Below are 13,869 nucleotides of genomic sequence, written 5' to 3' on the forward strand. Positions count from 1 at the left end.
TTAGGTAGGCGACCTCTGCCTCGAGCCTGCGGCAGCGCTCCTCGAGCTCCTGCTCGCGGGTGAGCTCGCGCGGCTTCGCCTTCGAGCCCTTGGGCCTGCCCTTCGGCTTGGGCCGCAGCGCCTCCGCGCCGCCCTCGCGGTAGAGCCTGCACCATCGGTCGAGCGGCGCCATCGACATGATGCCGAACTCGGCCATCGCCGCAGGCCTCGTCATGCCGTCTTCGACGACGGCCCTCGCAGCGGCGACCTTCTGCTCGTATGTGTACCTGGCCTGCTTGCCGTCCATGGTCAGCAGCACCTCGCTTCCGAACGCGCGGTATACCTGCTGCCATTTTCTCACGGCCGCTTCCGGGACGGACAGCCTTTTTGCGGCCGCCGCGCGCCCTAAGCCATCCGCGAAGAGCTCAGCCGCCAGCCTCCTCGTCTCGACACCGTGCTTCACCCTGAGGTCCGTGCGCATAAGAAAACCTCCCATTTCTCGTGTCCAAGAAATGGGAGGCAGTTCAAGAGGGGAGTTGGGCCTTTTCTTGCCCCTTTCCTGCCGCCGCTCAGGCCGCGGTCTGTCCTCCTTCGGATCGAAGGGTATAATGGGCGCTGCTTGCGCGTCGGGCGGGGCTCCGACGCGAAACGTTCCTACTTAAGCGGTGAGATAGGTGCGTAGCGCCCCGGAGCACAGGAAGTGGGGCCATCATGTCGTTGTCCGAAAAAGGGCGCACGTACGCACTCTTCGCAATCGTCGTTTTGGCGTGCGCGCTCGGTTCGCTTACCCAGACGGTGATGAATTCCATGCTCGGCGGGGTGGAGGTCGACTTCGGAGTAGGCGCGAGCGTCGGGCAGTGGCTCACGACGATCTACATGCTCGTGCTCGGCATCACCGTTCCGGCTGTGACGTTTTTGTCGCAGCGGCTTTCCCTTCGCAATGTTGTTTTCCTGGCGCTGGGGCTGTTTCTTGCCGGCGGCGTCGTCGATGTGCTCGCCCCAACGTTTGAGGTGCTCGTCTTCGGGCGCGTGTTGCAGGCCGTCGGTGCGGGCATCACGCTTCCCGTCCTGCAGTCGATCGCGATGACGCGCTTTCCCAAAGGGCAAAACGGCACGGCGATGGGCATCGCGGGCATCGCTATGGGGTTCGCCCCGAACATCGGCCCGCTCATCGGCGGCGCGCTTGTCGATTCGTGGGGCTGGCGCAGTTTCTTCTGGCTGTTCATCGCTATCGTCATCCTTTTGATTTTCGCCGCGTTTTCCCTGATTGAGCGCGAAGACGCCCCCATGCGCGACGCTCGGTTCGAAGGTGTGTCCTTCCTGTATTCCGCGCTCGGCTTCGGTGGCCTTCTGCTCGCCTTCTCGAACGCGGCGAGTTTGGGCGCGCAAAGCCCGCTTGTATGGGTGCCGGCGCTCGTGGGCGTGGTGTGCCTCGTGCTTTTTGTGGAACGCCAAAAGCGCATCGAGCATCCGCTCATCAGCATGCGTATCTTCGAGTCGTCCCATTTCCGCATAAGCTTCATCGCGCAGAATTGCCTGTTCGCGTCGTTCATGGGAATCACGCTGATCGTGCCGTTGTACGTGCAGGGGCTCTGCGGAGGAAGCGCGGTCGAGGCCGGACTCGTGTTCATCCCCGCGACCATTCTCGCTGTGGTGGTGAATCCTCTTGCGGGCATCCTCTCCGACAAGGTGGGCGCGCGGCCGGTGGTGCTCGTCGCGGCGGTGCTTCTCGCAGTGGGCGCCGTGTCCATGGCGTTCATGGACGAGAACGCGCCGCTTTGGATGACGACGCTCTTGCAGACGGTTCGCGGCATGGGAGTGAGCGCGCTTATCGGGCCCTTGAACTCGTGGGGCATGAGCGGGCTTCCGCGGGGAATCATGATGGATGCGAGCGCGTTTTTCGCGGCGGTGCGCCAGGCATGCGCGTCGCTCGGCACGGCGATTATGGTGCTTGCGATCACGTCGCTTTCCGTTGTTGCCCAATCGGGCGCGATAAGCTTGGCGCTCGCTTACCAGGCGGCGTTCGGCATCTCGGCTGTGCTTGCGGCTTGCGTGCTCGTCGTGGCGATCGCGAAAGTGCGCTAGGCGGGTCGCGCGCTGTCCCTGCGCTGGGGGGAGTTGCATGTGCAGGCTGCCCTTCGCCACTCCCCTTGTTCGCGGGTTGCGCACGCCCCAGTCGCCGTCGCTGCCAGGCGGTTGGTCAGGTGATTCTCCCCGCGGCGCTTTCCCGCTCCGCCACCCGCGTTCCCTAAGGCTTTGGACTTGCAGGGGAGGGACGTTCGCATAATTGGGCCTTCGGGTGCTTCATGTGAGGCCTCTTTTCGCAGATGCTTTATAAAGAAGGATGGCCCCTGCGGAAAGGAACCCCATGAAAGTCACTCGACGACATATCGGTTGGCACAGATCGAAGGCCCTGGCGGTTTTGGTTGTCGCGTGTTGCGCGGCGGTGCTCACGTTTTCCCTCGCGGGCTGTGGCGGAAACGACGGTGGTGGCGCGGCGGCGAAGAAGGAGCCCGCCGCGAACGTGCATCCTCGAATGATCGAGACGGGCGGCCCGAACGACTACGGCGAGCCGAGCGGGACGAACGATATGTGGTACGTGGACGGCGACAAGTCGAAGGGCGGCCTGTACTTCGAGAACTTCTATTATCCCCAGGCCGTGTTCGTCGACGCCGACGGCACGATCACCGAGCCCGGCAGCGCGAAGGTCGAGGACAAGCATCTGCGTCCCGAAAAGACCGCTGACCGCGATTACGACATCGTGTTCAACGACGTGATGACCTGCTACGACTACGTGACCGAGACGTGGTACATCCGCGGTGACGGCGATGTTGCCAAGTACGAGAAGCTGGTCGCGGACACTTCTTGGGCCGACAAGGACGACCCCGAGAACAACTACTTCACGCTGAACGCCGATGGCACGGTCGACGCTGGTCCTAAGTGCAGCAATTTCGAAAAATGGGAGGTGACGGCGGTCGATCGTATCACCATCTATTTCAAGTCTTTCGATTACGAGAACGCTGACGGCGGCGACTTCATCTACAACTTCTATTACGACGGCGACAAGGTGGTCAAGCTCGACTGGGGCGACGGCGTCGTTGGCTGCTACCTCAGGAAGTAGCGCGCGCCGAAACGGCTGAAGCGCAAGGGAATTTCGTTTAAGGGCGCCTCACGTGGGCGCCCTTTCATTTGGGAATCTTGCCTGCATGCGGTATCCTCTCATGATGGAAAAACGCACGGCGGGCGAGACCGCGTGCAAATCGAATGCGGCGGGGCGTCTCGCGTGGCGCTCCGCGAACGAAGGACGAATGGTATGGCGTTTCTGCTTGGTTGTGAGAAGGCGCGGGTCGAGTTCCCCACGAAAACGGTGTTCGAGGAAGTCTCCCTCGGGCTTGACGAGGGCGACCGTATCGGTGTCGTCGGAAAGAACGGCGACGGGAAGTCCACGCTGCTTTCTTTGCTTGCAGGCATCATCGAGCCTGATGAGGGCCGCGTGATTCGCACGCGCGGCGTTCGCGTGGGTGTTCTTGGGCAGGCGGATACGCTCTTTGACGACGACACGGTGGAACATGCCGTGGTGGGCGATACCCCCGAATACGAATGGGCGGGAGACGCCCGTATCCGTGACATCATCTCGGGGCTTGCGGCCGATATCCCCTGGCAGGGACGCGTGGGCGACCTGTCGGGCGGGCAGCGCCGCCGGGTTGATCTGGCTCGCCTGCTCATCGGCGACTGGGATGTGCTCATGCTCGACGAGCCCACCAACCATTTGGACATGCGCGGCATCACCTGGCTCGCGCACCATCTGAAGGCGCGCTGGAAGCACGGGACGGGCGCGCTTTTGGTGGTCACGCACGATCGCTGGTTCCTCGATGAGGTTTGCCTCTCGATGTGGGAAGTGCACGACCGTAAGATCGACCCGTTCGAGGGCGGCTTCTCTGCGTATATCCAGCAACGCGTCGAGCGCGATCGCCAAGCTCAGGTGGCCGAGCAGCGCCGCCAGAACCAGCTGCGTCGTGAGCTCGCGTGGCTTGCCCGTGGCGCGCAGGCGCGTTCGACCAAACCGAAGTTCCGCATCGACGCCGCCCGCGAGCTGATTGCCGACGTGCCGCCGCTGCGCAATACGCTCGAGCTCAAGCGGATGGCGGTTGCGCGCTTGGGCAAGCAGGTGGTCGATTTAACCGACGTGACCGTGCGCCTTGGCGAGAAAACCGTGCTCGACGATGTGTCGTGGATTATCGGACCTGGTGACCGCTTCGGTATCGTTGGCGAAAACGGCGCGGGCAAGACCACGCTTCTGAAGGTGATCGAGGGTGCGCTCGCTCCGAGTGCGGGACGTGTGAAGATCGGCAAGACGGTGAAGTTCGCCGTGCTGTCGCAGCACCTCGATGGCCTGGTGAAACTGGGAAGCGATCGCGTGCGCGAGGTTATCGGCCGCTATTCGCGCCGCGTTATGCTCGACGGCAAGGAAGCCACACCTGCGCAGCTGCTCGAGCGCCTCGGGTTCACGCGCGACGACTTGAACGAGCCGGTGTGCGATTTGTCGGGCGGGCAAAAGCGTCGCCTTGCGCTCATGCTCATCCTGCTCGACGAACCGAACGTGCTCATCTTGGACGAGCCGGGCAACGATCTGGACACCGACATGCTCGCGCAGGTGGAAGATCTGCTCGACGGGTGGCCCGGCACGCTGCTTTTGGTCACGCACGACCGCTATCTCATGGAGCGCGTAACTGACAATCAATATGCGCTGATCAACGGGAAGATTCGTCATCTGCCGCGCGGTGTTGACGAGTATCTGGAACTTGTGGGGCGCACCACCGACGAGCGTGGCGGCGTAGTTTCCGCATCAAGTGGGAAGGCGAACGCTCCTAAGCAATCTTCGGCGTCGACGGGAGAGCAGGCGGTGGGTGTGGCGTCGAAGCTTTCGGGCGGCGAAATCCGCGCGCTTCGGAAAACGATGGCGTCGGCCGAACGCAAGATGGACACGTTGCACGGTAAGATCGAGGGCATCCATCAGGCGATGACCGAAGTCGATCCGTCCGATTACGTGAAGCTCGGCGATATGCAGAAGGAAATCAAGGAAATCGAGGCGCAGATCGAAGCGCTCGAAGAAGAGTGGATGGAAGCTGCGGAAGCCCTCGGCGAGTAACCGCTTTTGGGGCGCGGCCCCCTCGCAACCAACCCTACGCGCGCGAGGAAAGGCTTGCGATCAACTTCGCTTCCGCGTCGCGGTTAGGCGAAGCGCACGCTTGCGCAAAAGGCAGATTCTCCGGATCAAGGCACTGTTCGATCGGCACGCTGATCGGGTGGAAAAGCACTTCAAGATCGCGACCGCGCTCGGCAGCTCGCGCTTCCATGTCGGCAATCAAGTCGGGTGTGGTTTTCTGCATGCGCCCCGAAAGCACGATGCCGGAAAAATCGGCAACGTGGCTTCCCCCCTCCAAATCCTTGCGACAGTGCGGGGCGAGAAGGGCGAGCAGCGCGTCTTTCACGAGGTTGACAGGCGAAATCGCAGCGATACGACGCGGGCTTTTAAGATGCGGGCCGATCGGCTCCACGGGAAGGCGCGCAGTCGTGACCAGGCAGTCGGTGCGGCGGCAAGCGGCCAGGAGAGCGTCGTGCACGAGGGGCACCATGTGCGTGTGCTGGTGCGTATCGACGCGGAGACTGCACCGCTGGTCGGGGAAGGCCTCGAGGTAGCGCTTGATCTGCTCGCTGAATTCGCGGGCAAGCTGTTCGCGAATGCCGTCGCGGTCGGTGGCGTGGAGTGTGGACGCCGACAGGTACCCCATAAACGAATGGGAGAAAGTACCGCGTTCGTTTACCAGCAGCGGCACGTCGTCGGGGTTGGAAACGGGATGCCCTTCCACGATGTTGAGGTGCAATCCAAGTTTCATCTTCCCCGCGTTGACGAAGGGGCGAACGAGCTCGGCGCACTCTTCGAATGCGGGGCTGTTCGCGAACATGCTCATGCTCGAAAGTGCTCCACGACCGCCGCATGCATCCGAAAGTTCAAGAATGGCCTTCGATTGTTCGACGGTAATCCCGAAGTCGTCTGCGTGAATGATGAGCGCCACAAGCCTCCCCTTCATGTTCGTGCGCGGTGTTTGTCTTCAAAACGCTATCTTTTTGAAGACAAGCTAGGCAAACGAAATAATAGTACTCTCATGCAGGCGCATTGTTGGGGATCGATTGTTCGGGAGGGTTCATGAAGCGTGCGAGCGGAGCAGGAGCGCGGGGGGTGCTTTCTTCTCGTTGGTTCCATCTTGCCATTCTCGCCTTGGGTACGGCGTTTGTGCTCGTGGGGGCCTTCCATGGCTACATCTGGTTCGACGAGAGCTATTCGGTTGCCGTAGCGAACCACTCGTTCTCCGAGATTTGGCGCATCGGATCTGGCGATGTGCACCCGGTGCTCTTCTACTGGGCGCTGCATGCCCTCAATCTGGTTTTCGGGCAGAACATCCTTGTATATCGCCTGTTCACGGTTTTAGGGTCAGTTGCCCTCGCAAGCCTTGGCTATACCCATATACGCCGAGATTTCGGCTGGAAACCCGGCGTGCTGTTCACCGCATTCGTCCTGTTCATTCCCTATACTGCCATTATGGCAACCGAGATCCGCATGTATTCGTGGGCCACCTTCTCCGTCATGCTGTGCGCGCTTACCGCGTGGCGTATCGCGTGCGCGCTGCGCGAACCTGCAAGCGAGGGCTCTGCGGCCTGCGTGCAGAAGCTCGCGCAGGGTAGGAGGCTTCTCGCGGGTGCACCGCTTTCGTGGTGGGTCATTTTCGCCGTATCGAGCCTGGCCAGCGCATACCTACACTACTTCGGCGCAATGTCCGCGTTCATGGTGAACGTGCTGTTGCTCATCTTCTGCATCAATCGAGCCGTCCGTCGACGCGGCGCGGCGGCTTTGGGGACACTCGTGGCGAGCGCCGTCATCCAGGTTGCGCTTTACACGCCGTGGCTTATGGTGCTCGTGCGTCAGACGGGCGTCGTGTCGAACACGTACTGGGCGAACATGGTGTTTCCCGTCACCTACATCGAGTTCGCGACGTATCCCGTGCGGACGAGTTTCGTGCATTTCGCGCTGGAGGGGAGCTACGGCGCTGTGGCGCAGACGGTGGGGCGGGTGCTTGTGGCAGCGACGTTAGCATGGCTTTGCACATGGGTTGCCTGGGTGATTTTCCGCTTGGTGAAATCCCGTGTTCTCGCAGGTGAACGCTTGGAAGACGACAAGTGTGTCGCGACGGGGAAGGCTGCGGTCGGCGAGGACTTCGGGGAGCGGGCCGCCGTAGGCGCTGCGGGCGAAGGTGGCGAACGTTTTGCGAATGCCCCCGTCGAGGGTGGTGAGCTTCCTGCGAATTTCGCCTCCGAGCCCGAAAACCCCCAGGCCCAGCGCATTTCGCGCCCCCGGCGATTTGCCCTTTGGGCTACGGGTGACTCGGTCATGCCGATTCTCTGCGCGCTCGTAATCTACCTGGGTGTTTTCGCGATTTCCTTCTCGGCTTCCATCTTGATGGACTCGCTTATCGTGTACTACCGCTACCTCGGGGTGGCGATTGGCCCGCTTCTTTTCGCGGCGGTGATGCTCCTTTCCCGCATCCGCTCGCGTGTGCTCGTCGGTGCGGCGTGCGCCATCCTTCTTTCTGTATCCGTCCTCAACATGACGCTGCTTGTCGGCGACTTTTACAGCTCCGACAACCAGGAGGCGCTCGACGAGGTGCGCCAGACAATCGATCGCGTGACCGAGGAAAACGGCGGGAAGGCTCCGCTTGTCGTTTCGTCCGACATCGGCTATATCAGCCTGACGTCGCTCGCCTATCCCGGCATTTCCCAAACGTACATGGATTGGCAAAAGGGTAACTGGAATCTGGCTTATGAGGCCTACGCGCCTACGCTCACCTGCAAGAACTCGTGGGAGGAGATTCTCGACGGGTACCACGGCCCGATTGTCGTTCTGGGGCAGACTCAAAGCGGCGTCATGTCGCGCGACGTTGAGGATCTCTCGAAGCGCGATGGGTTCGAGCTGCGGGAATCGGGCACCCGCTACCGTCCCTACGAACGCGCCTGGTTTACCGTTGCAGTCGTCGATAAGGATTAGGGTGCTGACGCTCGTGTGTGCTTTAGCGTGCTAGAATCGGGGCATTGTCAAACGCCTTGGGTTCGAGCAGGTTCGAGTAAGCGCGCTCGGGGCATTCGGGAAAGGGAGGAAAGTGGACTCGTTTTTTAAGATTTCGGAGCGCAAGAGCACGATCGGAAACGAGATCATCGGCGGCTTGACGACGTTTCTCGCGATGGCCTACATCATCGCAGTGAACCCGAACATGCTGATGGTTGCGGGTGTCCCGTTCGATGCGGCGCTCACGGCGACGTGCTTCGGCGCGGCAATCATGACTATCGCGATGGGCCTTATCGCGAACCGGCCGATCGCTCTTGCATCCGGTATGGGCATCAATGCGATCGTGGCATACACGCTCTGCCTTGGCGGCGCCGCCGTCGACTGGCGCGTGGCGATGGCCATCGTCTTTTTGGAAGGCATCGTGATCCTTATCCTGGTTGCCTGCGGCTTGCGTAAGGCGGTTATGGACGCGATTCCTGTGAGCTTGCGCCATGCAATCGGCATTGGCATTGGCTTGTTTATCGCATTCATCGGCCTTAAGGGCGGCGGCATCATCGTTGCCAACGAGTCGACCATCTTAGGGCTTGGCGATCTGTCGACGCCGGTTGCTATCGTGTCGCTTATCGCGATCGCGGTTGCCGTGGTGCTCCAGGTCCTCAACGTGAAGGGCGGCCTGCTCATCTCCATCATCGTCGCCACTATCGCGGGCATTCCCTTGGGCGTCACCCCGCTTCCCTCGTCGTGGAGCTTCGGACTCGACTTCTCGGCGTTCGCGGCGCCGTTCCAGACGATTCCCGGCACCGACACGATGGCAATCGCGCAGGTTTTCTTGCAGCCCGCGCTGCTGTTGTTTGTGTTCTCCCTGCTCATGAGCGACTTCTTCGACACCATGGGCACGGTTGTCGCCGTTGGCGAGCAGGCTGATTTCGTCGACGAGGACGGCGATGTGAAGGATATCCAGCCGATCCTCATGGTCGACTCCGCCGCTGCTGCAGTTGGCGGTCTCGTCGGTGCAAGCTCGATTACGAGCTTCGTGGAGTCCACTTCGGGCGCTGCCGCAGGTGCGCGCACGGGCCTCTCGAACCTGGTGGTTGGCATCCTGTTCGTGATCTTCGCGTTCGCATCGCCCATCATCGGTATGGTGTCGAGCTCCGCGACCTGCGGTGCGCTTGTCGTCGTCGGTTACTTGATGCTCTCCGATGTGATCAACATCGATTGGACGCGCATTGAGTTCGCATTCCCCGCGTTTGCGACTATCATGGGCATCCCGATGACCTACTCGATCACCAACGGTATCGGCTTCGGCTTCATCTCCTACTGCGTGATCATGCTGGTCACCGGCAAGGCGCGCGAGGTCAAGCCCCTCATGTGGGTGGCCGCCATCGCGTTTTTAGCTATGTTCATCTTAAGCTAGCCGTTTCGCTCGCTACATTCGAAGGGCCTCGCTCGTCGGACCAGCTTCCTATTCCTGGGGACAGTTCAGTTCGACGGCGAGGCCCTTTGTTTTCCGGCGTCCCGGCTCGCCTTGCGCTGCGGTCCCGCCCGCAGCTCGACGACCCGGTTCGCCTTGTGCCCTGGTCCTGCCCACGCCCTGCAACCCGCCTTGCGTCTCGCCTCTGCCTTGTATCCCGATGCCCGTCCGCGCCTCGGCGCCACCTGCGATCCGGCCCTGCTCGCAGCCCCGGTGCCCCGGCCCTGCTCGCAGCCCCGGCGCCCTGGCACATGTTGCGTTTTCGTCGCCCTACTCCCACCTCTGGGGGCAGACCCCCTAGTTGGTGGTCAATTGGAAGAGTTATGCGCTATCATTTTTCGGAATAATCCAACTTGCTTTTCGCTGACCTGGGCTTTTGTTTTCAGAGGATGCTCCAAGTCGTCGTGAAGGGGCAAATCGGGCGAAAAAACGTCGCATAACTCGTCCAGTTGACCACCAACTGGCTTCTCTGCTCCCGAAAGGCGCTTGCTCTACCAGCCACTCGTCTTCCTGGCTCCGTCAGCCACGCGCCTTCCCAGCTCCGCCTACCACTAAAGCGGAGAAAGCAGCTCTTCGCGGAGCCGTTTCCTCGAATCAGCCCAGTTTTGGGAGCGCGGACGAAGGCGAACCCCAAGCTGCTTGGCTATCTGCACTGCAACCATATTGAGCGCCTCCCCGCTTTTCATCTGCTGGCGCCCGACCGTGATAACGTGATATCCAAGGTAGCTTAAGGAGTTGCGGCGCTTGGCATCTGTGGCGATTCGGTCCGATCCGGTATGGAAGGCGTCGCTGTCGTACTCCACCGCTACTCCTTTTTTCGGCCACGCAAGGTCGCATCGGTAGTAGTGTTTGTCAACGCCACGCCCTTGACCTGCCTTGACGGGCACAAGCATGTTCATTATGGGCTGAGGGATGCCGTAGCCTCCATAGCGAACGGGGAGGGTGAGGATCAACGCGAGTGCCGTTTCCATGGGGGAGGCGCTGCCGCTTATCAGGTATTTCGCCAATCGCTCTGCTCGACGAGCTCCCCTCGTGGCGATAGACTGGGCGACCTTCTCGATGTCTGCAGGCGTGCAAAGCGCCTCCGCCCGAGAAAACCCGATTTGATCGAGCGGATTTATCCGGTATGTCCCGCAGAGCTCGAATCCTATTGCGAGAAGCTTCGTCGTCGGTAGCTCGGAGCACAGCTGGGCAAAGCAAAGTTCGGGCGTTACGGCGAATACCCCGGGGGAGACTTCGACGATATGCCTTGCGGGGAGCGGCGTCGTCTGGGCGTGGGATCTTACGAGCTTCGAATGGGATCTTCGATTTCGGTCTGGAACAAGGATGTGAATCGGCTTCGATAGCCCGAGGTAGGGCGTGTCGAGTGCATCCCGGGCATCCTTTCGAGAAGGGGAATAGAGCGTGTGGGCACCTTCGCTTTCGAAGGCGATTGGCTCTTTTCTCGTTTTGGCGTTAGGACGCATGCTGAAAGGACGTCCGCCTTGCGGATTGCGTCGCCAAAGACGGCCTTCGGGGCTGCGCCAAAACTCAAGAGCCGAGGTATGTGAGAGAAGAATCGCCATGCAGAGAGCGTAGCATGCGATTCTGGCAGATGATTGACCAGGGTCTCGCCGAAATCCGGCAAGCAAGGAGCGACTATCTGGCAGCTTTTCCGCAAAACCTGTCGTCGTTTCGGCTGCAACTACACCGCGGTTCGGACGGTTCTTGCGCGTTTTCCTCGATGCCGCGCTCGCTTCGTAAGAGGTTTTATTCCTCAGATGTGGTGAAACCTATTCTCGCGTTCGCCTTACGCGTCATACAATGATGCTACATTGCCGAAGGCCGCAAACGCGACGGACTGAAAGGTTGTGAGCCATGGGGACCAAGGATTGGAAAACGGCGCTCGTCACAGGGGGCGCAGGCGGTTTGGGATTCGAGCTTGCGCGGCAGTGCGCGGCGCGCGGGATGGATGTGATTCTTGTCGGGCGCAATGAGGAGCGCCTCGTCGGCGCGGCGGCGCAGCTGGAATTCGAGCACAACATAAAGGCCCACGTCATCGTATGCGACCTTGCAGAAGTGGGCGCGGCGGCGAAGGTTTCCGCCCGCGTGCGCGAAATGGGGCTTGTCGTCGATGTGCTCGTGAACAACGCGGGCTTCGGCTACGATGCGCGCTTCGTGGAAAGCGACATGGCTCGCCAACGAGAACTTATCCTGACAAACGACCTTGCGCTCGTCGAGCTTACGGGCGAGTTCGCACCCGGCATGGCCGAGCGCAAATGCGGCGGCATCTTAAACGTCGCGTCTGTGGCGGGCTTCATGCCCGGCCCGGGAATGGCGACCTACTACGCTTCAAAGGCGTTCGTCCAGTCGTTTTCCCAGGCCATCCACGATGAACTTCGTCGCACTGGCGTGCATGTGAGTGCATTGTGCCCAGGTCCTGTGCGCACGGCGTTTTGGGAAAATGCCGACGCGGCGCATACCCCGATTTCGCGTGTCGCGCTCGACGCCCCCTTCGTCGCGAGCGAGGGCTTCAACGCGCTTTGCCGCAACAAGGCGCTCTGCATCCCAGGTGCGCTTGCGAAGACGATCGTGTTCGCGACGCGTCTCGTTCCGCGTGCCTGCGTGGCGAAAACGGCGGCAGCACTCCAACGCCCGCGCAAGAAGAAATAGGGTCCGCGAACCCGGCGTGCCTTTCCCGTAAGGCAAGGGGCGAAATCCCGCTCGCCTGAAACACCGAAGGGGGAAGGCACGCCGGGTGCTGCGTTGGTCGTCCGCCTGCGAGGCGCCGGCGCTCTTGACAAAAGGCTAGTCCGCAACGCGAATGAGCTCGCCGGTTTCGGAATCCATGATGAAGCCGGCAACGCGCACGTGCGGCGGCATGACGGGGTGGTTGCGCACCACGTCGACGCTTTTGCGCACCGCCTCCTCGGTGTCCCCGAATCCCGCGAGCCACTTGTCGAAGTCGATTCCGCAGTGGTGCGCCATCTTGATGTGGTCGGCGCTCACGCCCAGGCACAGCATGTCGGAAACCATGCCCTCGCCGCTCATGTGCTGCGCGCCGCAGTTCGTGTGCGCGACGATCATGATGTCTTCGACGCCAAGTTCGCATACGGCGATCAGCAGCGAGCGCATAACGCTGCCAAAGGGGTGGGAAACCTCGGCGCCTGCGACCTTGATGATCTTTGCGTCGCCGTTTTTAAGCCCGAGCGCCGCCATGAGAAGCGCGGTCAGGCGCGTGTCCATGCACGAGACGACGGCGAGCTTCTTGTCGGGGTATTTGTCGGTCTTGAACTGCTCGTATTCGCGCTTTTCCACGAAGTGCGCATTGTGCTCCAGAATCTGATCGATCGTCGATTTCTCGGCCATTTTCCGCCCTTTCTCTTGATGGGTGACAGTTTAGCATCGTCTGGGCCCCGCGTCAGCCCGTTTGCGCGCATGCGCTATGATGGAACGCGGCTGAGTAATCCCAAAGATGAAGAAGGCGAAAGGAGCCGCATGACCTCGTACCACACAACCCAGGGCCGTGCTCGCGCCGAAATCGTCGAGAAGAAGAGCCGCTTCATCGCCACTGTTCAGCATGTCGAAACCGAGGAAGAGGCGCTTGCGTTTCTCGACGAGATCCGCACCGAGCATCGCATGGCGCGCCATAACGTGTACGCCTACGTGCTGCGCGAGAACGGCCGCGTGCGCTACTCCGACGACGGCGAACCCCAGAAGACGGCGGGCATGCCGACGCTCGAGGCTATCCAGCATGCGGGCCTGACCGATGTCGCGGTGGTCGTCACGCGGTATTTCGGGGGCATTCTGCTCGGTACGGGCGGGCTTGTGCGCGCTTACACGCAGGCGACGCAGGCGGGCATCGCTGCTGCGGACATCATGTGCGTCTCGAAGTGCGTCGACGTGCTCATCGAGATTCCGTATTCCCTTTACGAACAGGCACAACGTCTTGCCAACCAGCATGGCGCCCAGGCTCTTGACACCGATTTCGCGGCGCAGGTCGCCATCACGTTCCGCATGCTCGACGGTACGCAGGAACCTTTCAAGGTGGCGCTCACCGAGCTTGTGCGCGGGCAGTGCCCGATTAACGAGAGCGACCCCTACGATGCGCCCTTCGCTGTGCCCGGGCAAGCCGATTCTTCGGCCCCCGACGCTGCGGCGTCCCTTACGTGAAAAGAGGTATTCCATGCTTGACCAGGTCAATCTGAAACAACCGGATATCGATAAGGATACCTACAAGGAAAGACATGACTCGCTTGTCGAGCGCCTCGTGACGCTGCAGCAGCAAGCGCGGCTTAAGGGCGTGGGGCTTGTGGTGCTC

Annotated in this window: 11 protein-coding genes; 7 read left to right on the plus strand and 4 right to left on the minus strand. The window is 61.3% G+C overall.

Translation table 11 applies throughout. The features are described from left to right. The coding region (locus Q0G85_RS09290) for a helix-turn-helix domain-containing protein (RefSeq protein ID WP_297157163.1) at positions 1–460 on the minus strand (460 nt) is incomplete at its 3' end. 230 nt (positions 461–690) lie between these two features. On the opposite strand from Q0G85_RS09290, the gene Q0G85_RS09295 reads away from it, so the two are divergent. The 3 genes from Q0G85_RS09295 (at position 691) to Q0G85_RS09305 (ending at position 5,128) form a co-directional block, all read left to right on the plus strand. After that, positions 691–2,064, plus strand: a complete 1,374-nt coding sequence (locus tag Q0G85_RS09295) for a DHA2 family efflux MFS transporter permease subunit (protein WP_297157166.1) — start codon at positions 691–693, stop codon at positions 2,062–2,064. A 283-nt stretch (positions 2,065–2,347) separates the two neighbouring features. After that, positions 2,348–3,100, plus strand: a complete 753-nt coding sequence (locus tag Q0G85_RS09300; protein WP_297157168.1) for a hypothetical protein — start codon at positions 2,348–2,350, stop codon at positions 3,098–3,100. Between the two features lie 192 nt (positions 3,101–3,292). Beyond that, positions 3,293–5,128, plus strand: coding sequence for an ABC-F family ATP-binding cassette domain-containing protein (locus Q0G85_RS09305; protein ID WP_297157171.1), 1,836 nt, complete (start codon positions 3,293–3,295; stop codon positions 5,126–5,128). A 34-nt stretch (positions 5,129–5,162) separates the two neighbouring features. Here Q0G85_RS09305 and Q0G85_RS09310 read toward each other — a convergent pair whose 3' ends face one another. Further along, complete coding sequence (locus Q0G85_RS09310; protein ID WP_297157174.1) at positions 5,163–6,071, minus strand: ChbG/HpnK family deacetylase; 909 nt, start codon at positions 6,069–6,071, stop codon at positions 5,163–5,165. Between the two features lie 116 nt (positions 6,072–6,187). Here Q0G85_RS09310 and Q0G85_RS09315 point away from each other — a divergent pair, with 116 nt between their 5' ends. Both Q0G85_RS09315 and Q0G85_RS09320 read left to right on the plus strand, forming a co-directional pair. Continuing rightward, complete coding sequence (locus tag Q0G85_RS09315; protein ID WP_297157177.1) at positions 6,188–8,080, plus strand: hypothetical protein; 1,893 nt, start codon at positions 6,188–6,190, stop codon at positions 8,078–8,080. A 112-nt stretch (positions 8,081–8,192) separates the two neighbouring features. Further along, the gene (locus tag Q0G85_RS09320; RefSeq protein ID WP_297157179.1) at positions 8,193–9,512 is read left to right on the plus strand and encodes an NCS2 family permease; all 1,320 of its coding nucleotides are present in this window, start codon (positions 8,193–8,195) and stop codon (positions 9,510–9,512) included. Between the two features lie 608 nt (positions 9,513–10,120). Here Q0G85_RS09320 and Q0G85_RS09325 read toward each other — a convergent pair. Beyond that, positions 10,121–10,540, minus strand: coding sequence for a hypothetical protein (locus tag Q0G85_RS09325; protein ID WP_297157180.1), 420 nt, complete (start codon positions 10,538–10,540; stop codon positions 10,121–10,123). A gap of 886 nt (positions 10,541–11,426) precedes the next feature. On the opposite strand from Q0G85_RS09325, the gene Q0G85_RS09330 reads away from it, so the two are divergent. After that, on the plus strand, positions 11,427–12,221 hold the full coding sequence (locus tag Q0G85_RS09330) for an SDR family oxidoreductase (protein WP_297157183.1): 795 nt from the start codon (positions 11,427–11,429) through the stop codon (positions 12,219–12,221). A 135-nt stretch (positions 12,222–12,356) separates the two neighbouring features. Here Q0G85_RS09330 and Q0G85_RS09335 read toward each other — a convergent pair whose 3' ends face one another. Then, complete coding sequence (locus tag Q0G85_RS09335) at positions 12,357–12,917, minus strand: carbonic anhydrase (RefSeq protein ID WP_297157186.1); 561 nt, start codon at positions 12,915–12,917, stop codon at positions 12,357–12,359. Positions 12,918–13,046: 129 nt separating this feature from the next. On the opposite strand from Q0G85_RS09335, the gene Q0G85_RS09340 reads away from it, so the two are divergent. After that, positions 13,047–13,721, plus strand: a complete 675-nt coding sequence (locus Q0G85_RS09340; protein WP_297157189.1) for a YigZ family protein — start codon at positions 13,047–13,049, stop codon at positions 13,719–13,721. Positions 13,722–13,869 lie beyond the last annotated feature (148 nt).

The sequence above is a fragment of the uncultured Ellagibacter sp. genome, from assembly GCF_934617235.1.
Lineage (GTDB): Bacteria > Actinomycetota > Coriobacteriia > Coriobacteriales > Eggerthellaceae > Ellagibacter.